The following is a 20,491-nucleotide window of genomic DNA, read 5'->3' as shown; positions in this document are numbered from 1 at the left end:
GCCGCAGCAGAACTCGATCGGATATCTGTGTGTGTTGTTTCAGATACCGCACAGTGGACGCGTAACATCTTCGTGGTAAGTCCTCGGCCTATTAGTACCGGTCACCTCCACACATTGCTGTGCTTCCAGTTCCGGCCTATCAACCCGGTGGTCTGCCGGGGGCCTTACCCCTCGAGGGGGTGAGAAACCTCATCTTGGAACAGGCTTCCCGCTTAGATGCTTTCAGCGGTTATCCCTTCCGAACGTAGCCAACCAGCCATGCCCCTGGCGGGACAACTGGCACACCAGAGGTTCGTCCGTCCCGGTCCTCTCGTACTAGGGACAGCCTTCCTCAAGTTTCTAACGCGCGCGGCGGATAGAGACCGAACTGTCTCACGACGTTCTAAACCCAGCTCGCGTGCCGCTTTAATGGGCGAACAGCCCAACCCTTGGGACCTACTCCAGCCCCAGGATGCGACGAGCCGACATCGAGGTGCCAAACCATCCCGTCGATATGGACTCTTGGGGAAGATCAGCCTGTTATCCCCGGGGTACCTTTTATCCGTTGAGCGACACCGCTTCCACATGCCGGTGCCGGATCACTAGTCCCGACTTTCGTCCCTGCTCGACCTGTCAGTCTCACAGTCAAGCTCCCTTGTGCACTTGCACTCGACACCTGATTGCCAACCAGGCTGAGGGAACCTTTGGGCGCCTCCGTTACATTTTGGGAGGCAACCGCCCCAGTTAAACTACCCACCAGGCACTGTCCCTGAACCAGATCATGGTCCGAGGTTAGAGGTCCAATACGATCAGAGTGGTATTTCAACAACGACTCCACAACCACTGGCGTGGCCGCTTCACAGTCTCCCACCTATCCTACACAAACCGAACCGAACACCAATACCAAGCTATAGTGAAGGTCCCGGGGTCTTTTCGTCCTGCCGCGCGTAACGAGCATCTTTACTCGTAATGCAATTTCGCCGAGTCTGTGGTCGAGACAGCAGAGAAGTCGTTACGCCATTCGTGCAGGTCGGAACTTACCCGACAAGGAATTTCGCTACCTTAGGATGGTTATAGTTACCACCGCCGTTTACTGGGGCTTAAATTCTCAGCTTCGCCACCGAAGTGACTAACCGGTCCTCTTAACCTTCCAGCACCGGGCAGGCGTCAGTCCGTATACATCGTCTTACGACTTCGCACGGACCTGTGTTTTTAGTAAACAGTCGCTTCTCTCTGGTCTCTGCGACCACCCCCAGCTCAGAGTGCAAGACTCGTCACCGAGCGTGGTCCCCCTTCTCCCGAAGTTACGGGGGCATTTTGCCGAGTTCCTTAACCACAGTTCTCTCGATCGCCTCGGTATTCTCTACCTGACCACCTGTGTCGGTTTGGGGTACGGGCCGTGTACCAACTCACTAGAGGCTTTTCTCGGCAGCATAGGATCACTGAATTCCCCTCAACGGGTACGCATCACCTCTCAGGCTTGATGAATGGCGGATTTGCCTACCATTCGCCCTACCGGCTTACACCAGGTATTCCATCACCTGGCCCAGCTACCTTCCTGCGTCACCCCATCGCTTGACTACTACAATCGGGGTCCCGTGCAGCCAGCCCGCCGACTCCCGAAGGAGACGACCGACCTTTTGGACGGTTAGCACAACTGATTCGCCATTGGGCGCGGATACACGGGTACGGGAATATCAACCCGTTGTCCATCGACTACGCCTGTCGGCCTCGCCTTAGGTCCCGACTCACCCTGGGCGGATTAACCTGGCCCAGGAACCCTTGGTCATCCGGCGGACGAGTTTCTCACTCGTCTTTCGCTACTCATGCCTGCATTCTCACTCGCGTGGCCTCCACACCTGGATCACTCCGGCGCTTCTACGGCCACACGACGCTCCCCTACCCATCCACACACCTGGCCGACCCTCCGTGGAGAATCAGCGGGCTTGTGTGAATGCCGCGGCTTCGGCGGTGTACTTGAGCCCCGCTACATTGTCGGCGCAGGACCACTTGACCAGTGAGCTATTACGCACTCTTTCAAGGGTGGCTGCTTCTAAGCCAACCTCCTGGTTGTCTCAGCGATCCCACATCCTTTTCCACTTAGTACACGCTTAGGGGCCTTAGCCGGCGATCTGGGCTGTTTCCCTCTCGACTACGAAGCTTATCCCCCGCAGTCTCACTGCCGCGCTCTCACTCACCGGCATTCGGAGTTTGGCTGATTTCGGTAAGCTTGTGGGCCCCCTAGACCATCCAGTAGCTCTACCTCCGGTGAGAAACACGCGACGCTGCACCTAAATGCATTTCGGGGAGAACCAGCTATCACGGAGTTTGATTGGCCTTTCACCCCTACCCACAACTCATCCCCTCAGTTTTCAACCTAAGTGGGTTCGGGCCTCCACGACGTCTTACCGTCGCTTCACCCTGGCCATGGGTAGATCACTCCGCTTCGGGTCTAGAACATGCCACTGACTCGCCCTATTCGGACTCGCTTTCGCTACGGCTACCCCACACGGGTTAACCTCGCGACATGCCACTAACTCGCAGGCTCATTCTTCAAAAGGCACGCCATCACCCCCAACACCGAAGTGTTCGAAGGCTCTGACGGATTGTAAGCGCACGGTTTCAGGTACTATTTCACTCCCCTCCCGGGGTACTTTTCATCTTTCCCTCACGGTACTAGTCCGCTATCGGTCACCAGGGAGTATTCAGGCTTATCGGGTGGTCCCGACAGATTCACACCGGATTTCACGGGCCCGGTGCTACTCGGGTATTCGAATCGACAGTCGCCGTGTTTTCGTCTACGGGATTCTCACCCTCTACGACAGGCCGTTCCAGACCACTTCGACTAACACGACGATTTCTTACTGTCGGCCGGCATGGCAGCGCCGACACAACGAACCCCACAACCCCGAATACACAACCCCTGCCAGGTATCACATGTACTCGGTTTAGCCTCATCCGCTTTCGCTCGCCACTACTCACGGAATCACATGTTGTTTTCTCTTCCTGTGGGTACTGAGATGTTTCACTTCCCCACGTTCCCTCCACACACCCTATATATTCAGGTGCGGGTAACACGACATCACTCGTGCTGGGTTTCCCCATTCGGAAATCCTCGGATCACAGCTCGGTTGACAGCTCCCCGAGGCATATCGCAGCCTCCCACGTCCTTCATCGGCTCCTGGTGCCAAGACATCCACCGTACGCTCATAAACACTTACAACAAAGATGCTCGCGTCCACTGTGCAGTTCTCAAACAACACACAACAACCCCTACCAACGCCGGCCACACGGCCAACCGTCTTCGTAAGTCATCGTCGCTGATCAAACACTCGCGTGTTCTCTCAGGACCCAACAGTGCACCGATATAGCTCCCCGAATTCTTCCTGTGAAGAATTCGTGTTGGAGAGCGATTGTCAGCGTTCCACCCATGAGCAACCGTGTCCCACGATCGGGGACAATCGGTCTCTGGCCGCACACGACACCCGACAATTCGGGGTGTGTGGGCAGATGCTCCTTAGAAAGGAGGTGATCCAGCCGCACCTTCCGGTACGGCTACCTTGTTACGACTTCGTCCCAATCGCCGATCCCACCTTCGACGGCTCCCTCCCACAAGGGGTTAGGCCACCGGCTTCGGGTGTTACCGACTTTCATGACGTGACGGGCGGTGTGTACAAGGCCCGGGAACGTATTCACCGCAGCGTTGCTGATCTGCGATTACTAGCGACTCCGACTTCACGGGGTCGAGTTGCAGACCCCGATCCGAACTGAGACCGGCTTTAAGGGATTCGCTCCACCTCACGGTATCGCAGCCCTCTGTACCGACCATTGTAGCATGTGTGAAGCCCTGGACATAAGGGGCATGATGACTTGACGTCGTCCCCACCTTCCTCCGAGTTGACCCCGGCAGTCTCCTGCGAGTCCCCACCATTACGTGCTGGCAACACAGGACAAGGGTTGCGCTCGTTGCGGGACTTAACCCAACATCTCACGACACGAGCTGACGACAGCCATGCACCACCTGTCTACCGGCCACAAGGGAAACCACATCTCTGCAGTCGTCCGGTACATGTCAAACCCAGGTAAGGTTCTTCGCGTTGCATCGAATTAATCCACATGCTCCGCCGCTTGTGCGGGCCCCCGTCAATTCCTTTGAGTTTTAGCCTTGCGGCCGTACTCCCCAGGCGGGGCGCTTAATGCGTTGGCTACGGCACGGATCCCGTGGAAGGAAACCCACACCTAGCGCCCACCGTTTACGGCGTGGACTACCAGGGTATCTAATCCTGTTCGCTACCCACGCTTTCGCTCCTCAGCGTCAGTTACTGCCCAGAGACCCGCCTTCGCCACCGGTGTTCCTCCTGATATCTGCGCATTTCACCGCTACACCAGGAATTCCAGTCTCCCCTGCAGTACTCGAGTCTGCCCGTATCGCCTGCAAGCCCGCAGTTGAGCTGCGGGATTTCACAGACGACGCGACAAACCGCCTACGAGCTCTTTACGCCCAGTAATTCCGGACAACGCTCGCACCCTACGTATTACCGCGGCTGCTGGCACGTAGTTGGCCGGTGCTTCTTCTGCAGGTACCGTCACTTTCGCTTCGTCCCTGCTGAAAGAGGTTTACAACCCGAAGGCCGTCATCCCTCACGCGGCGTCGCTGCATCAGGCTTTCGCCCATTGTGCAATATTCCCCACTGCTGCCTCCCGTAGGAGTCTGGGCCGTGTCTCAGTCCCAGTGTGGCCGGTCGCCCTCTCAGGCCGGCTACCCGTCGTCGCCTTGGTAGGCCATTACCCCACCAACAAGCTGATAGGCCGCGGGCTCATCCTGCACCGAAAAACTTTCCACCCCTCGCCATGCAGCAAGAGGTCATATCCGGTATTAGACCCAGTTTCCCAGGCTTATCCCAGAGTGCAGGGCAGATCACCCACGTGTTACTCACCCGTTCGCCACTAATCCACCCAGCAAGCTGGGCTTCATCGTTCGACTTGCATGTGTTAAGCACGCCGCCAGCGTTCGTCCTGAGCCAGGATCAAACTCTCCGTTGAAGACTCACAATCACCCCGAAGGGGCAATCAGTCAAAGACATCGAGTCAAATCACTAGCATAAAAACTCAAACTAGCTAAACACTGGATCACCGCAGACGGAAGAATGCGATGTCCAGCAACAACCACCGAACAAAATTCGATGGCCGCACCAAAATTATTTGGCACTGACATTCATCGGCACACTGTTGAGTTCTCAAAGAACACGCGCACATCATCGCGCTTCGGACTGACGTCCGACCCGCTCTGAGGCAACTGTTCCAGCCTACTTCCTCATCCTCACGAACGCAAGTCCGTGTGGTTTTCGGAACCAGGGGCGGCTCGAAACCTTACCAGAAGGTTCGTGGCCATCAAATTCGCAGGCGCCTTCGTCCAACCTCGTTGTCCCGTTCCTCTCGGCCCGGGTCGGTGTCCGTGTCGCTCTGACCTGGAATAAGTTACGCGAACATGTCCGAGAACACCAAATCGCCAGGTCAAGGACTGTTTCGGCCACCTGGTGCCCGTCACGAGAGGGGTAGGACCACCCCTCCATCGTGGTGCTCGTCGCGTCCGCTCACGGATCCCCCTACTTCTCGAGTAACGTTCACCGTTGAGCTGAGCGAGGAAGGGTGCCGTGACGTCGACGGGGAACATGGTGGGGTTGTTCGCCGGTATCGGCGGACTGGAGCTCGGACTCGGGCGACACGGGTGGAACACCGAACTCCTCTGCGAGATCGAGCCGGGTGCTCAGGCAGTACTACGCACGCGCTTCCCCGACGTTCCGCTCCATCCGGACGTCACGCGTCTCCGCTCTCTTCCCCGCGATACGGAACTGGTCGCCGCAGGCTTCCCGTGCCAGGACCTCTCCCAGGCCGGACGTACGGCCGGCATCACGGGATCGAAGTCCGGGCTGGTCGACGAAGTGTTCCGTCTCGTGAAGCGTAAGAACGGCCCGCGCTGGCTCGTTGTCGAGAACGTTCCCTTCATGCTGCAGCTCGGCCGCGGTGCGGCGATGCGCCACATCACCGACGCGCTCGAGGAGCTCGGCTACATGTGGGCCTATCGCGTCGTCGATGCCCGCGCGTTCGGTCTCCCCCAGCGTCGGCACCGCGTCCTGATGGTCGCCTCACGCACGGACGATCCCCGCACGGTGTTGTTCGGCGAGGACGCCGGCATGCCCATGGAGGGCAATCCCGATCTGTTCCCGTGCGGCTTCTACTGGACCGAGGGTGTGCGCGGTCTCGGATGGGCCGTCAACGCCGTGCCCACGCTCAAGGGTGGTTCGACTCTCGGTATCGCAAGCCCTCCGGCCGTGCGGCTGCCGTCCGGCGAGATCGTCACCCCCGGCCTGACCGATGCGGAGAGGCTCCAAGGATTCGACGCCGACTGGACCGCACCTGCCGTCGAGGCGCCCGGTGTCCGGGCCGGGCATCGGTGGCGTCTGGTCGGCAATGCCGTCAGCGTGCGGATGGCCTCGTGGGTGGGCCACCGTCTGAACAACCCGATCGCGTACAGCTCCGACCACGAGACCCCGCTGCATCCGGGCGACACCTGGCCGACCGCAGCGTGGGGTGCCCGCGGACAGGCGTTCCGCGTGCACGAGTCGCAGTGGCCCGTCCAGGCTCCCTACGAGGATCTCGGCGGTTTCCTCCTCGACGCCCGTCTGCTGTCGGCGCGGGCGACCGCAGGTTTCCTCCGACGTGCACGCTCCGGCAACCTGCGTTTCCTGCCCGGATTCCTCGAGGACGTCGAGAACCACCTCGAACGCATGGGTGGCTTCCCGCGAGTGGCGGCCTGAAGGACGCGGTGATGGCGTCGTCGGATCGGCCCGGGACGGATCCGCGTACGAGTGCGCGGATGAGCCGGCAGCGCCGACGCGACACCGTTCCCGAAGTGGCGTTACGCAAGGAACTGCATCGCCGTGGACGGCGGTTCTTCGTCGACCGCGCTCCCCTGCCCGGCATGCGGCGCCGGGCCGACCTCCTCTTCCCCCGTCGTCGGGTCGCGGTCTACGTGGACGGCTGCTTCTGGCACAGCTGCCCGCAGCACGCGACCTCCCCGAAGAACAACGCCGAGTGGTGGGCGGCCAAGCTCGCCGCCAACGTGCAGCGCGACCGGGACACCGACGCGCGCCTGCAGGCTGCGGGCTGGACGGTGGTGCGCGTGTGGGAGCACGAGGACCCCGTCGTCGCCGCGACGCGCGTGGAGGACGCTCTGTCGCCTCCTCCGGACACGGATGCGGGGCCGGCGCGGGGGGTGATCCCCCGCACCGGCCCCGGAACCGATCCGATCAACCCTTGGTGAGCTGTGCGTACCGCGCGACGTGCTGTTCGGCGGTGCCGAACTCGTACTCGATCGCGGTCAGTCGCTTGAAGTAGTGCCCGACGGCGAGTTCCTCGGTCATGCCCATGCCGCCGTGGAGCTGGACGGCGTTCTGGCCGACGAAGCGTGCCGCGCGGCTGATCGTCGCCTTCGCGGCCGAGACCGCGCGTGCCCGCGTGGCGTCGTCGCTGTCGAGATGGAGAACGGCCAGGTAGGCGGCGGACACCGCCTGCTCGACCTCCATGTACATGTCGACCATGCGGTGCTGGAGCGCCTGGAAGCTGCCGATGGGCTGACCGAACTGCTGACGCTGCTTGGCGTACTCGACGGTGTCGGCGAGCACCTTACGCATCAGGCCCACCGCTTCGGAGGAGACGGCGGCGATCGCTTCGTCGATGCCGCGCGAGACGGACAGCCAGGCGCCACCCTCCTCGCCGAGCAGCGAGTCGGCGGGCAGTCGCAGGCCGGAGAAGACGATGTCGGAGGCGCGCCGGTCGTCGATCGTGCGGTAGGAGTGGATCTCCACACCGGCCGGCGGGTTCGCGGGGTCGAAGTCGACGAGGAACAGCGAGATGCCGTCGGTGTCGGTGCGCTCGCCCGACGTGCGGGCGGTGACGAGCAGGTGCGTCGCGAGCGGAGCGCTGGTGACGACGGTCTTCTCCCCGTCGACGACCCACTCGTCGCCCTCGCGACGCGCGGTGGTGGACACGTCGTGGAAGACGTATCCGGAGGTGGGTTCGGTCGCGGCGAACGCCGTGACGGCCTCACCGGCAGCGATCGCCTCGAGGACGGACCTGGCTCGATCGGCCCCTGCGCGACCGAGCAGCCCGCCCCCGAGGACGACCGTGTCGACGTACGGTTCGATGACGAGTGCGTGCCCGAGTGCCTCGGACACCACCATCAACTCGACCGGTCCGCCGCCCATCCCCCCCACCTCTTCCGGAAGCGTGGCCCCGAGGATTCCGAGATCCTCGGCGAATGCCCGCCACACCTCCGGTTGCCAACCTTCGCCGGTGGTCGCAACTTTCCGGCTTTGCGCCAGGTCGTAGCGACCGGCGAGGAACTTGGTGACCGAATCACGAAGGAGCTCCTGCTCCTTGCTCAAACCGAAGTCCATCAGAGCCCCAATGCTGCTTTGGCGAGAATGTTTCGCTGGATCTCGTTGCTGCCGGCGTAGATCGACCCGGCACGGTCGTTGAAGTAACGCAGCGGCGCGACGGCCTGCCATTCCTCACCGCTGACGTAACCGTCGGCGGGCGGCACGTAATCGGCCACCGGGCCACCAGGCGCGGTGATGTGCGGCTGGTAGACCCGGCCGCGCGGACCGGCCGCCTCGAGGGTCAGCTGGGTGATCGTCTGACTGAGTTCGGTGCCCAGGATCTTGAGCATCGACGACGCGGGCCCGGGGTTCCTACCCGCGGACAGCGCTGCGAGAGTGCGGTATTCGAGGATCTCGAGCACTTCGGTGCGGATGCGCGCCTCGGCGAGCTTGGCGGAGAACGCCGGATCATCGATGAGTCTGCCGCCCGACGGACCGGGCTGTTCGGCGGCCGCCTCGGCGATCCGTTCGGCCATGACCTGCAGGGCCGGCGCTGCCGCCGCTCCTCCGCGTTCGAAGACGAGCAGGTACTTCGCGACGGTCCAGCCGTCGTCGATCTTCCCGAGCACGTTCTTCTTCGGGACACGCACACCGTCGAAGAAGACCTGGTTCTGTACTTCTTCACCGGATGTCATGACCAGAGGCCGGATCTCGATGCCGGGCGAGGTCATGTCGATGAGCAGGAAGGTGATGCCCTGCTGCTTGCGGCCGGTCTTCGACGTGCGCACGAGCGCGAACATCCAGTTGGCCTCGGTGGCGTGGGTGGTCCAGATCTTGCTGCCGGTGACGATCAGGTCGTCACCGTCGTCGACCGCCGCCATGGTGAGCGAGGCGAGGTCGGAGCCGGCCTCGGGCTCGGAGTAGCCCTGGCAGAAGAAGACCTCGCCGGTGAGGATCCGGGGCAGGAAGTAACTCTTCTGCTCTTCGGTGCCGTAGGCGACGATCGCGTGCGCGACCATGCGGATGCCCATCGGCGACAGGTTGGGAGCGCCCGCGAGGATCGACTCGCGGCTGAAGATGTAGTGCTGCGTCTGCGTCCAGTCGCATCCGCCGTACTCGACTGGCCAGGCCGGCGCCGCCCAGCCACGCTCATGGAGGATGCGCTGCCACTCCATGCTCGCCTCGTGGTCGGAGTACACGCTCGTCGCGAGTCGGCCGGCCCGCCGCAGTTCGGGCGTCAGCTTCTCCTCGAGAAACGATCGCACCTCGTCTCTGAAGGCGGCGTCGGCCTCTGACCACGCTAGTTCCATGTCTTCTCCCCGCAGAGCGCGACTGCCGCTGCCGGGCTGCCGTGCGAATTGTCGTTAACTTTTCGAGAGTGGTACGAAATCTACTTCCGGCCCGGCAGGCTCGTCAATAGACGGATTTCACCCGCGGTACCGGCAGGATCTCGGAGCAGATAGGCGAACGATCGAGCGTCCGGCCGCGGCCGGAACGGTCACTCGAGCCGAAGACGGGACGTTCACTCCCAGCGCAGGAACCAGGGGCGGAGGACGTTTCATCCGGTAACTGCGGTCACATACTCTGCGCTCCGCCACGCCGCGCGCTACCGCGACGGCTGGGTCGGCACCGCCGAGCAGTACCGCGCACCGATCGAGGACTTCGCCGAGAGGATCATCACACAGCTCACTTGAAAGGACTCTGCGACAAGAGACCCGAGGCCACAGGACGACCCGGGAACGAGAAAACCCTCACCGGCAGTACCGGTGAGGGTTTTCGTGTGTGCGCCCGAAGGGATTCGAACCCCTAACCTTCTGATCCGTAGTCAGATGCTCTATCCGTTGAGCTACGGGCGCATGTGTATTCAATTGTCGTTGGTGACGCTACACCAACTGGCGGAGGCGAGAGGATTTGAACCTCCGGTCCCCGGTAAGGGGGACAACTCATTAGCAGTGAGTCCCATTCGGCCGCTCTGGCACGCCTCCTCGGGGATTCGATGCTCTCGAACCGCCGGATCGAAACATTACACATGCCCCGAGGGGAAACGCAAAACGCCTGGTCAGAGGCGTGTAGATGGGCGGTCCTCCCCAACCTCCCGACAGGGGGCCACACGGCGAGGCGCATAATCGGCTCGTGACTCCACGGACCCGCCCCGACCTCGAATCGATCCCCGCCTACGTTCCGGGCCGCTCGTTCCCCGGTGCGGTGAAGCTCGCCAGCAACGAGACGACCATCGGCCCGCTCCCCAGCGTCCGGGAGGCGATCGCCGACGCTGCCGCCGGCCTCAACCGCTACCCCGACAACGGCGCGACCGAGCTCATCGCGGCACTGTCGGAACGACTCGGCGTCCCGACCGAGCGGATCGCCGTGGGCTGCGGATCGGTGAGCCTGTGCCAGGAGCTCGTGCAGATCACGTGCGACGCGGGCGACGAGGTGATCTTCGCGTGGCGATCGTTCGAGGCGTACCCGATCATCGCGGCCGTCGCCGGCGCGACCGCCGTGCGCGTCCCGAACACCGCGGACCACGGTCACGACCTGAAGGCCATGCTCGCCGCGATCACCGACCGCACACGGCTGATCTTCGTGTGCAATCCCAACAATCCCACTGGGTCGCTGCTGGGCAAGGAGGAGCTCGCGCAGTTCCTCGACGCCGTCCCCGAGCACATCGTCGTCGCCCTGGACGAGGCGTACTTCGAGTACGTCCGCCCCGAGCCCGGCGAGGATCTGCCCGACGGTCTCGAGCTCGCGGAGAGCCGCAGCAACGTCGTCGTGCTCCGCACCTTCTCCAAGGCCTACGGCCTCGCCGGCATCCGCGTCGGATATGCGGTCGCCGACCCGTCCGTCGTGACGGCGCTGAGCAAGGTCCACACCCCGTTCTCCGTCAACTCGTTCGCCCAGACGGCTGCCGTGGCCTCGCTCGCCGCCGCGAACGAGTTGCTCGCGCGCACCGAGGGTGTCGTCGCCGAGCGGGAACGGGTCCACGCGGCACTCGTCGAGGCCGGCTACGAGGTGCCCGCGAGCGCCGCGAACTTCCTGTGGCTGCCGCTGGGCGAACGCTCCGCCGCGTTCTCCGAGGCCGCAGCGGAGGCAGGGGTGGTCCTGCGCAACTTCACGGGCGAGGGCACCCGGGTGACGATCGGCGACCCGCACGAGAACGACCTGTTCCTCGACTTCGCGACGGGGCAGGGACGGGCACTCGCCGGCATCGGCTGACCCTGTGACGAGACCCAACCGTTATGGCTGGGTATCGGTGGCGTGATCCGGCCCTGACAGACTCGGGCGGTCGGATCGGGTCGGGGCGGAGGAACTGCATGGGGGCAGGCAAGGTGCGGCGCGCCCTGTCGGCCTGCGCAGTCGTCGGCTCACTGGTCGCCTTCGGTGGTGCGGCACCTGCCGGAGCCGCGCCGACGAGCACGATCCCCTCGAACACCGTCCCGCTCCGGGTGATCGCATTCGGCGACCTGCACGGAAATCTGCTGCCCCCGCAGGGACTGCACGGCGAGGTCGTCCGGTCGGACGGCGTCTCGGTCCCCGCGGGCGGTGCGGCCTATCTCGCGGCCTACGTCCGGCAGCTCAGGGAACAGGCCGACAACTCCGTGCTCTACGCCGTGGGCGACACGTGGGGTTCGTCGCCGCTCGAGTCGGGCCTGTTCCACGACGAGCCGACCATCGCCCTGCTCGACGAACTCGATCTCACCGCCGCGACCCTCGGTAACCACGAACTCGACCGCGGCTACGCCGAACTCGAGCGACTGCGGGACGGCGGCTGCCACCCGAAGGAAGGGTGCCTCTACACCGAACCGTTCGAGGGCGCGAACTTCCCGATCCTCGGCGCCAACCTCACCACGACGGACGGCACACCGGCCGCACTCCCCTACAGCATCGACTACGTCGACGGACTGCCCGTGGGCGTCATCGGTGTCGTGCCGAGCAACACCCCCGACATCATCCGGCCCGACGCGATCGCGGGACTGCAGTTCGAGGACGAGATCGCCGCCGTCAATCGCACCGCCGACATCCTCGGTGCGCTGGGCGTCCGTTCGATCGTGGTGCTCTACAAGGGCGACATCGGGGCCATCGACGGCGACGATCCGTGTCCGAGCGGGGACGGCGGAGCGGCGGCGATCGCGACGTCCGTCTCCCCCGACGTGGACCTCATCGTCACCTCCGACGGCGACCGGCACTTCAACTGCACCTACACCGACCCGGCGGGCAGGCCGCGCACCGTCGTGCAGGGTGCTTCGCACGGGCGCATCCTGTCGGTCGCCGATCTCGTCATCGACCGGCAGAGCCGGGAGGTGCTGCGCGACCGGACCGTCGTGTTCACGCAGGTCGTCACGCACGACATCGATCCGGATCCGACCACTCTCGAGTTCGTCGACCGGGCAGTCGAGAAGTCGGCGGAGGTCGCGAACCGGTCCATCGCACGCATCGGTGCCGACGTCACGCGCAGCGAGAGCCCGAGCGGAGAGTCGGCGCTGGGCAATCTGGTGGCCGACGCACAACTCGCGGCGACGCGGCATCTCGGCGCGCAGATCGCGCTGATGAACCCCGGCGGACTCCGCGGCGATCTCCTCGCCGGCGACGGCACCGTCTCGTACCGCGAGACCTACGCCGTGCAGCCCTTCGGGAACATGCTGCAGGTGCTCGACCTCACCGGAGCCCAACTCGATGTGCTGCTCGAGCAGCAGTTCCAGGACGGCCCGGTCGGCTCGGAGATCGAACGCATCCTGGCGCCCTCGCACAATCTGACCTACACGCTCGACCGCCTGGCACCGCGCGGCGAACGGATCCGCTCGATCACGATCGACGGCGAGGCCGTCGACCCCGAGCGTGTGTACAAGGTCGTGATGAACAACTTCCTGGCCGGCGGCGGAGACGGTTTCACCGTGTGCACGGAAGCGCACGGGTTGGTGGGCGCGGGCAAGGATCTCGACGCCCTCAACAGCTATCTGGCGACCCGCTCACGCGTGGAGCCGCCGGCCGTCGACCGCATCCGCCTCCACTGAGACGGTGCCGTCGACGCGCGGTCAGCGGAGTCCGAGTGCGTCGGCGAGGGTCGGCCACGCGGCCTTGATGTCGTCCTGCCAGTAGCCCCACGAATGCGTGCCCCACGGGCGGTAGACGACCTGCGCGGGGATGCCGAGTTCGCGGAGGCGACGGTCGTAGGTGACGGTGCACACGAAGGTACCGATCTCGAGGGGCGCACCGACGCTGAGCACGTCCTGGCCGGCGCCGAGATCGTGCGGGCCGAGCAGGCCGTTGCCGGTGCTGAGGAAGACCTCCTTGCCGCGTAGCTTCTCGGCGAGCAGGTAGGAGTCGTGCTCCTCCCAGCGGGCGTCCTCGGGCGGTCCCCACATGTTGTCGGGGTTGCCACCCTTGTACGCGACGGTTCCGCGGACGGTGTCGCGGGAACGGTCGCTGGAGGTGTCGTAGCAGCCGCTGAGCGCCGCGACTCCCTGGTAGAGGTCGGGATTGCGGGTGATCAGGGACATCGCGCCGGTGGCGCCCATCGACAGGCCCGCGACGGCGTTGGTTCCGTTGCCGTCGAATTCGGCGTCGATCAGCGGGGGCAGTTCCTCCGTCAGGAAGGTCTCCCACTTGTTGACCCCGAGGACGGGGTCGGGGTTGTTCCAGTCGGTGTAGTAGCTCGCGGTGCCACCCACGGGAAGGACGACGTTGGTGTTCTTGTCGGCGAAGAACTCCTCGATGTCGGTGCGCTGCGTCCACGTGCTCTCACGGAACTCGGACTCCTCACCGGCGCTGACACCGTCGAGCAGATAGAGGGTGGGGCGCGGCCCCGCCGAAGCCGGATGCAGCACCTGCACCGGCACGACCCGGTTCATCGCGGCCGAGTGGACGAACAGCTTCGTCTGCCTGTCGCCGACCCGCTCGACATGGTCGATCCTGGCCGACACCGGCTGCACGTGCGCCGGTTGGGCATGGACCGGTTGGGCATGGGCGATCGTCGTGCCGGAAACCGGCACCATCAGGGCCACCGCTACAGCCGCCGCGCGTCTCTTCACCATCGAACTCCCCGTCCCCCGACGACCTGCAGTGATCTCACAGTCACTACCTGTACCCGGTCAAGCGGACCTGCACGCGACCCTAATACTCGCCCTCCGATTCGTGACGAATCGGAGGATCTACGGCCGCGTCGCCCCCGCCGGGGTGCGGGAGCGACGCGTGGGAGAGCTGTGTCGGTCAGCGGAGGTGGTGCACCTCCTGCAGCCCGTAGACCGGGGTCGGGAGGCCCTCGTAACGCGCCTTGAGCTGCAGCGCCAGGTAGAGCGAGTAGTGCCGCGACTGGTGTAGGTTGCCGCCGTGGAACCACAGGCCGTCCTGCTGCGTGGGCTTCCACATGTTGCGCTGCTCGCCCTCCCAGGGGCCGGGGTCCTTGGTGGTGTCGGAGCCCAGGCCCCAGCACTTGCCCACCTTGTCGGCGACCTCCTGCGAGATCAGGTCGGCGACCCAGCCGTTCATCGAGCCGTAGCCGGTCGCGTAGACGACGAGATCGGCCTCGAGCTCGGTGCCGTCCTCGAGGATCACCGACGTCTCCGTGAGTTCGCGGACGTTGCCGTGGGCGAGCTTGATGTCGCCGTTCGCGACGAGCTCCGAGGCACCGACATCGATGTAGTAGCCGGATGCGCGACGCAGGTACTTCATGAACAGGCCCGAACCGTCGTCACCCCAGTCGTGCCGGAAACCGGCCTTCTCGAGCCGGTCGTAGAACTCGGCGTCGCGTTCGCGGATCTTCTCGTAGATGGGGATCTGGAACTCGTGCATGATCCGGTACGGCAGGGACGCGAAGGTCAGGTCGGCCTTCTGGGTCGTGACGCCGGCGGCGAGGGCACGCTCGGAGTACAGGTCGCCGAGGCCGAGGTCCATGAGCGAATCGGATCGGACGATGTGCGTCGACGAGCGCTGCACCATGGTGACGTCGGCGCCCACCTCCCACAGGGCACCGCAGATATCGTGCGCACTGTTGTTGGCACCGATCACGACGGCCTTCTTGCCGGCATAGGCGTCCGGGCCCGGGTGGGCGCTGGAGTGGTGCTGTTCGCCGCGGAACAGGTCCATTCCGGGGAAGTCGGGGATGTTCGGCTTACCCGACATGCCGGTCGCGATGACGAGCTGCTTCGGCCGGAGGACCACCGGTTCGCCGTCGCGCAGAACGTTGACGGTCCACTCGCCCGTCTCCTCGTCGTAGCTCGCCGAGGTGCACTCCGATTTCGACCAGTAGGGAACCTCCATCACCTTCGTGTACATCTCGAGCCAGTCCGCGATCTTGTCCTTGGGCGCAAAGACCGGCCAGTTGTCGGGGAACGGCATGTACGGCAGGTGGTCGTACCAGACGGGGTCGTGCAGACACAGCGACTTGTAGCGGCCGCGCCACTGGTCGCCGGGGCGGTCGTACCTGTCGAGCACGATCGCGGGAACACCGAGCTGACGCATGCGCGCGCCGAGTGCGATACCGCCCTGACCACCACCGATGATCACGACATAGGGTTGACGCGTGTAGCCGAGTTCGCGTTCCTCGATCTCGCGCTGCTCCGACCACGTGACGCGGTGCTTGTCTGCGCCGTGCTTCGTACCGCGGGGACGACGCGTGCCCTTGTTCTCCTCGAATCCCTTCAGCTCCTGCATCGTGGTCAGCAACGTGAAGGCGCGGTCCTCACCGCTCTCTTCGTCGCGCTTCAGACGCAGATGACCGACGCCGCGACCGACCGCGGTCTCGAACGCGATCCAGGCGCTGAGCACGCCGTCGTCGTCGCTCGCCGGTTCGGTGGTGCGGAAGCCGCTCGGATCGGTGTCGGCGAGGCGCGCATGCAGCATGTCCGAGACGCCCTCGCGTCCCTCGACGGTCTTGAGGTTCCAGGTGAAGGCGACCAGGTCGCGCCAGAAGGAATCGGTGCCGAACAGGCCCGCAGCAGCGTCGACGTCGCGCTGTGTGAGGGCGGTTTCGAAAGCCTGCAACCAGGCGTCGACGCGTTCGTCGGGCGTCGCGGTGCCGGAGGTCGACGGCTTGTCGAGGGTGTCGGTCATGGTGAGTCCTTTCCCGTGGTGATGTGATCCAGGACACTCCGCGGGGCCGCACGCCCGCAAGCGTTGCGCCACGTTGCACGGCATCCGATTTGTGGCGCAGCACACATTTGCCACCTATGCTCCGAGGACCACGACGAAGAGGAGACCGTGACCACGTTCAGCGCGATCGCGCCCGGCACCGACCTGTCGCGCTACGCGCGCGAGTTGACGCGGATGCACGACGCGGTGATCGGCGGCGCCCGGTCACCCATGCGACCCCGCCCGCTCGTGTCCCGCTCGTGGCAGCGCGTGCTCGACGCGGGCCTCGATCCCACCGGCATCAACGAGCGCAGCCGGTTGTCGGCCGCGGAGGTCGAGAGACGTCGCCGCGCGTCCGCCCTCTCCGCGGTGATCGAAGATCTGCAGCAGGTGATCACACCTGTCGCCGACGCCTCCCACCTACTGCTGGTGGTGACGGACGCCGACGGCGTGATCCTGTGGCGCAGCGGTTCGGCACCGATCCGTTCGCGTGCCGATGCCCTCGGATTCCAGGAGGGGACGGTGTGGACCGAGTCGACGGTCGGCACCAACGCCATCGGGACGGCACTCGCGGAGGCCGCGCCCGTCCAACTGTTCTCCGGAGAACACTTCGAGACGACCCAGCACCCCTGGTACTGCACCGCCGCGCCGATCCACGATCCGATCCGTGGCGACCTGCTGGGCATCGTCGACGTCAGCGGCCCCGCTCTGACCCTGCATCCGGCCATCATCGCCCTCGTCGACACCGCCGTCAGGCTTGCCGAATCACAACTGTGGCGACGGCACGAGGTGCGGCTCGAACGGCTGCGCACCGAGGCAGCTCCCCTGCTGTCGTCGACGCGGGGACCGGTGCTGCTCGTCGACGAGGACGGCTGGGTCGCACACGCCTCCGGTATCGCCGCCGAACGGGTCGCGGTTCCGCGGCATGCCCGCCCACTGACCGTTCCCGGTATGGGACTGTGTGTGCCCGAGCGTCTTTCGCACGGCTGGCTGATCCGCGGCGCAGCCTCGTCGTCGCGCATGCGGATGGTGCTGCACGTGTCGTCGTCGCCGACGGTGGAGGTGTTCGGGGACGACGACACGTGGCGCAGCATCGTCACCGCGCGTCAGGCCGAAATCCTGCTGTTGCTGCACGAGCGCGGTCCGGACGGCATGACGGTCGCGGCGCTCAGCCGGGCCCTCTACGGGGACGACGACCACGCCGTGTCGGTCCGCGCTGAGGTGTCGAGGCTGCGCCGCGCGATCGGGGACGTGATCGAGAGCAAGCCGTACCGGCTCGCCGGCACCGTCGACCTGTCGCTGGATCTCGGAGCGGACGAACGCCTCGCCGACTCCGACTTCGTCCGCCGCTCCGGAGCACCCGGGGTGCGGGCACTCGGTATCGCCGGCTGAGACGTCGATCGATCGGACGACTGTGCAGGACGGCCATGTGATCGAGCATGGTCGTCATGCATCGTGGACCGTTCCGGACAGGTGTGCTCGCGCTCGGCTGCGCCGCGGGCCTCACCGCACTGACCGCCTGCGGTGGCGCGAGCCCTGCGGCCGACACACCTCCGTCGACGGTCACCTCGTACGTGACGGTCACCGAGACGGTCCCGGCCACCACCACGTCGCGGACCACGTCGGTGCCGGCAACGACCACGACGAATACGGCCGCGCCCTCGACCACCTCGCCGGTCGCGACCCCGTCGACCACCACGTCCGCAGCACCGGCCGTTCCCGTCGTCACGTCGGTGACCGTCCTGACCGAGCGTTCAGGACTCGGCCACCTCATCGGACCCGACATGTACGAGGCGACCTCGTGGGGGAAGGCGGGCGTCATCTTCCGGTGGCGGGCGCTGACCGCGGACGGTGAGCTCTGGAAGGAGACCTGCCAGGTGGTCTCGACGGTGACCGGCCCCGGCGGGTACGTTTACAACGACCGGAGCGCCGCCTGTTCGGGGCGGATGCGCGCCAACGAACTCGTGCTGGGGACTCCCGGTGTCTACACGGTCACGACCGAAGTCGTCGGACCCGAAGGACTTTCCACCGCCGTCGGCACGAAGACCTTCGAGATCTTCCCGGACAGCACCCCGTAGACCGGATCGACCTCCCGCAACGGCCGGGCACATGTTTCCGCCCCTCGGGGACCGGGAACGCACCAGTGAACCCGAGCCGCCGAACATGCTGGAGACACAATGACCGTTCTCGTCGTCACGGACAGTCCCGAAGGTCCGAGCCAGAAGATCGCCCGGCTCGTCGCCGACGCCCTGGGAGAGCGGGACATCGACGTCACCGTCGGTGACACCTCCGATCTCGAGCGGTCGGAGGAGTTCGAGGGCGTCGTCTTCGGAGGGGAGGTCGACGCCGGCGAGTACTCGCCCGATACCGCCGAACTGTTGTCGTCGCGGGCCTCAGGGCTGAGTCAGCAGCTCGTGTGGTTGTTCGCGGTGGGCGACGAAAGCGCCGAGGACACACCCGATCTGGTGTCCGAACTCGCCGCGCTCGACTATCGGTCGTTCGGTCCGTCCGCGGCCGAGGACGAGGTGCGGTCGTGGGCCGCCTTCATCGCCGACGAGATCGACGGACACAGCTGAACCCACACGTTCCCCGAGCGAAGGGCCGCAATGCTGCACACGGATGTCGCGCCGGGCGTGCATCGCCTCGCGCACGCCGACGTCAACGTCTACCTGATCGAGGACGACGCCGGAGTGACCATCGTCGACACGGGACTGCCCGCGACCGCCGGTCGCATCGAGGAGGCGATCTCGCACATCGGTCGCCGGATCGACGACGTGCAGGGAGTCGTCCTCACGCACGCCCATTTCGATCACGTCGGGTCGGCGAAGCGTCTGCGTGAGCGGTGGCGGGTGCCGGTGTGGGCGCATCGCGACGAGAAGTTCCTCGCCGCCCATCCCTACCGCTACCAGCACGAACGCAACCGGCTGCTCTATCCCGTCCGGTATCCCGCCTGCATCCCTGTGCTCGCCCGCATGACCGTGGCCGGTGCGTTGTGGGTGCGCGGGGTCGACGACGTGACGCTCTTCCACGACTCCGAACCGCTCGACCTGCCGGGCCGGCCCGTGCCCCTGCACACCCCCGGCCACACCTACGGGCACTGCGCGCTGCATCTCCCCGATCGCGACACCGTGATCGTCGGTGATGCCGTCGTCACCCTCGATCCGTACACGGGCAGGCACGGTCCGCAGATCGTCTCGGGTGCGGCGACCGCCGACAGCGCGACCGCCCTCGCCTCGCTGGCGGCCATCGCCGGTACCGGCGCGAAACACGTCCTCGTCGGCCACGGCGAACCCTGGCACGACGGCGCGGCCGCGGCCGTGGAACGAGCGGTGGCCGCCGGACCGAGCTGACGCGACGCGATCGACTCCCCGGGATCCGGGGACATGCCCGCACGGCGCGGGCACACTGGCCGCATGAATGCTCTCGAGGCCACTCTCCTGACCGGCGTCGCCGATCCGAAGCTCGAGGCCTTCTCACGGTTCGACGGAAGCTGAGATCTGCAGTGGAGCCGCCCCGGGGACGAGGAGGCACCCGCGTCGCTGTGGGGAGAAGTGCACTTCGGCACCGTGCTCGGCGGGCGATCCAGGACGTGTGGATCGTCCCGGCCGGTGATCAGCAGTCGACCGAGGACGAGCGTTATTCGTTCCACGGCACGACGATCCGGTTCTTCGACGACGGAATCGGAGCCTGGCGTTCCACCTGGATCGAGCCGATCCACGGGCGTGTCCGCAAATTCATCGGACGACCGTCCGGCGACGAGATGCACTTGATCAGCACCGACGGCGACCCGTTCCTCCGGTGGCGGTTCACGGAGGTGGGTGCCGATCATTTCGTCTGGCTCGGCGAGTACTCCGTCGACGAGGGACGCACCTGGATCCTCGAGGAGAAGATGGTCGCCACCCGGCGGTAGGAACGAGAAGAGGTTCCGACTCCCTGTTCGGGTGCCGGAACCTCTTCTGTGGCGGAAGCGGAGGGATTTGAACCCCCGTTGGTGTTACCCAAGCTCGCTTTCAAGGCGAGTGCATTCGGCCGCTCTGCCACGCTTCCGTGGCAGATCCTAACCGCTC

The 20,491-nt window shown here is 65.1% G+C and carries 13 protein-coding genes, 3 tRNA genes and 2 rRNA genes; 9 read left to right on the top strand and 9 right to left on the bottom strand.

The genetic code is table 11. From position 1 onward, the window contains the following. Positions 1-71 precede the first annotated feature (71 nt). Positions 72-3,202 (bottom strand): 23S ribosomal RNA (locus U9J23_RS01360). Positions 3,203-3,500: 298 nt separating this feature from the next. Then, a 16S ribosomal RNA gene (locus tag U9J23_RS01355) occupies positions 3,501-5,022 on the bottom strand. Together the 16S and 23S rRNA genes form the textbook arrangement of a ribosomal RNA operon. 629 nt (positions 5,023-5,651) lie before the next feature. On the opposite strand from U9J23_RS01355, the gene U9J23_RS01350 reads away from it, so the two are divergent. Both U9J23_RS01350 and U9J23_RS01345 read left to right on the top strand, forming a co-directional pair. After that, entirely contained in the window at positions 5,652-6,797 is a 1,146-nt protein-coding gene (locus U9J23_RS01350; RefSeq protein WP_106200765.1) for a DNA cytosine methyltransferase, read from the top strand. A gap of 11 nt (positions 6,798-6,808) precedes the next feature. Further along, positions 6,809-7,303 (top strand): very short patch repair endonuclease, encoded by a 495-nt coding sequence (locus tag U9J23_RS01345; protein WP_059382199.1) that lies wholly within the window; start codon positions 6,809-6,811, stop codon positions 7,301-7,303. Here the strand turns inward: U9J23_RS01345 and U9J23_RS01340 are convergent. The 4 genes from U9J23_RS01340 to U9J23_RS01325 form a co-directional block, all read right to left on the bottom strand. Next, entirely contained in the window at positions 7,290-8,438 is a 1,149-nt protein-coding gene (locus U9J23_RS01340; protein WP_085468788.1) for an acyl-CoA dehydrogenase family protein, read from the bottom strand. The genes U9J23_RS01345 and U9J23_RS01340 overlap by 14 nt on opposite strands. Next, a complete protein-coding gene (locus U9J23_RS01335) occupies positions 8,438-9,670 on the bottom strand; it encodes an acyl-CoA dehydrogenase family protein (RefSeq protein WP_085468787.1) in 1,233 nt (410 codons plus the stop codon). The genes U9J23_RS01340 and U9J23_RS01335 overlap by 1 nt, the downstream gene beginning before the upstream one ends. Positions 9,671-10,143: 473 nt before the next feature. Next, positions 10,144-10,216: transfer RNA gene (locus U9J23_RS01330), tRNA-Arg, on the bottom strand. Positions 10,217-10,253: 37 nt separating this feature from the next. Further along, a tRNA-Ser gene (locus tag U9J23_RS01325) sits at positions 10,254-10,345 on the bottom strand. A gap of 148 nt (positions 10,346-10,493) precedes the next feature. Between U9J23_RS01325 and hisC the strand changes: the two genes are divergently transcribed. Both hisC and U9J23_RS01315 read left to right on the top strand, forming a co-directional pair. Further along, positions 10,494-11,573 carry a histidinol-phosphate transaminase gene (gene hisC / locus U9J23_RS01320; protein ID WP_326600995.1) on the top strand — a complete coding sequence of 360 codons (1,080 nt, stop codon included), beginning with the start codon at positions 10,494-10,496 and terminating at the stop codon, positions 11,571-11,573. A 98-nt stretch (positions 11,574-11,671) separates the two neighbouring features. After that, positions 11,672-13,369 carry a bifunctional metallophosphatase/5'-nucleotidase gene (locus U9J23_RS01315; protein WP_085468785.1) on the top strand — a complete coding sequence of 566 codons (1,698 nt, stop codon included), beginning with the start codon at positions 11,672-11,674 and terminating at the stop codon, positions 13,367-13,369. Between the two features lie 21 nt (positions 13,370-13,390). Here U9J23_RS01315 and U9J23_RS01310 read toward each other — a convergent pair whose 3' ends face one another. Continuing rightward, complete coding sequence (locus U9J23_RS01310) at positions 13,391-14,389, bottom strand: alpha/beta hydrolase (protein WP_059382181.1); 999 nt, start codon at positions 14,387-14,389, stop codon at positions 13,391-13,393. Positions 14,390-14,564: 175 nt separating this feature from the next. After that, the gene (locus tag U9J23_RS01305; protein ID WP_059382180.1) at positions 14,565-16,406 is read right to left on the bottom strand and encodes an NAD(P)/FAD-dependent oxidoreductase; all 1,842 of its coding nucleotides are present in this window, start codon (positions 16,404-16,406) and stop codon (positions 14,565-14,567) included. Between the two features lie 147 nt (positions 16,407-16,553). Here U9J23_RS01305 and U9J23_RS01300 point away from each other — a divergent pair, with 147 nt between their 5' ends. From U9J23_RS01300 to U9J23_RS01280, 5 genes are all read left to right on the top strand, one after another. Continuing rightward, positions 16,554-17,816, top strand: coding sequence for a helix-turn-helix domain-containing protein (locus tag U9J23_RS01300; RefSeq protein WP_059382179.1), 1,263 nt, complete (start codon positions 16,554-16,556; stop codon positions 17,814-17,816). Positions 17,817-17,872: 56 nt separating this feature from the next. Next, positions 17,873-18,502 carry a hypothetical protein gene (locus tag U9J23_RS01295; RefSeq protein WP_155418944.1) on the top strand — a complete coding sequence of 210 codons (630 nt, stop codon included), beginning with the start codon at positions 17,873-17,875 and terminating at the stop codon, positions 18,500-18,502. Positions 18,503-18,601: 99 nt separating this feature from the next. Beyond that, entirely contained in the window at positions 18,602-19,000 is a 399-nt protein-coding gene (locus U9J23_RS01290) for a flavodoxin domain-containing protein (RefSeq protein ID WP_059382177.1), read from the top strand. Between the two features lie 30 nt (positions 19,001-19,030). Next, entirely contained in the window at positions 19,031-19,774 is a 744-nt protein-coding gene (locus tag U9J23_RS01285; RefSeq protein WP_059382176.1) for an MBL fold metallo-hydrolase, read from the top strand. Between the two features lie 191 nt (positions 19,775-19,965). Next, positions 19,966-20,334 carry a hypothetical protein gene (locus U9J23_RS01280; RefSeq protein ID WP_272266419.1) on the top strand — a complete coding sequence of 123 codons (369 nt, stop codon included), beginning with the start codon at positions 19,966-19,968 and terminating at the stop codon, positions 20,332-20,334. Positions 20,335-20,383: 49 nt separating this feature from the next. Here U9J23_RS01280 and U9J23_RS01275 read toward each other — a convergent pair. Next, positions 20,384-20,471: transfer RNA gene (locus tag U9J23_RS01275), tRNA-Ser, on the bottom strand. Positions 20,472-20,491 lie beyond the last annotated feature (20 nt).

The sequence above is a fragment of the Rhodococcus sp. PD04 genome, from assembly GCF_035918275.1.
GTDB classification, from domain to species: Bacteria; Actinomycetota; Actinomycetes; order Mycobacteriales; family Mycobacteriaceae; genus Rhodococcus; species Rhodococcus rhodochrous.
Note: the sequence above shows the minus strand (reverse complement) of the source record. Positions and strands in the feature narration are given on the sequence as shown.

Bases quoted from the DNA above. Each gene is read 5' to 3' on its own strand.
- U9J23_RS01310 (WP_059382181.1), bottom strand. From the start codon at position 14,389: ATGGTGAAGAGACGCGCGGCGGCTGTAGCGGTGGCCCTGATGGTGCCG.
- U9J23_RS01290 (WP_059382177.1), top strand. From the start codon at position 18,602: ATGACCGTTCTCGTCGTCACGGACAGTCCCGAAGGTCCGAGCCAGAAG.
- U9J23_RS01305 (WP_059382180.1), bottom strand. From the start codon at position 16,406: ATGACCGACACCCTCGACAAGCCGTCGACCTCCGGCACCGCGACGCCC.
- U9J23_RS01335 (WP_085468787.1), bottom strand. From the start codon at position 9,670: ATGGAACTAGCGTGGTCAGAGGCCGACGCCGCCTTCAGAGACGAGGTG.
- U9J23_RS01350 (WP_106200765.1), top strand. From the start codon at position 5,652: ATGGTGGGGTTGTTCGCCGGTATCGGCGGACTGGAGCTCGGACTCGGG.
- U9J23_RS01295 (WP_155418944.1), top strand. From the start codon at position 17,873: ATGCATCGTGGACCGTTCCGGACAGGTGTGCTCGCGCTCGGCTGCGCC.
- U9J23_RS01340 (WP_085468788.1), bottom strand. From the start codon at position 8,438: ATGGACTTCGGTTTGAGCAAGGAGCAGGAGCTCCTTCGTGATTCGGTC.
- U9J23_RS01285 (WP_059382176.1), top strand. From the start codon at position 19,031: ATGCTGCACACGGATGTCGCGCCGGGCGTGCATCGCCTCGCGCACGCC.
- U9J23_RS01345 (WP_059382199.1), top strand. From the start codon at position 6,809: ATGGCGTCGTCGGATCGGCCCGGGACGGATCCGCGTACGAGTGCGCGG.
- U9J23_RS01315 (WP_085468785.1), top strand. From the start codon at position 11,672: ATGGGGGCAGGCAAGGTGCGGCGCGCCCTGTCGGCCTGCGCAGTCGTC.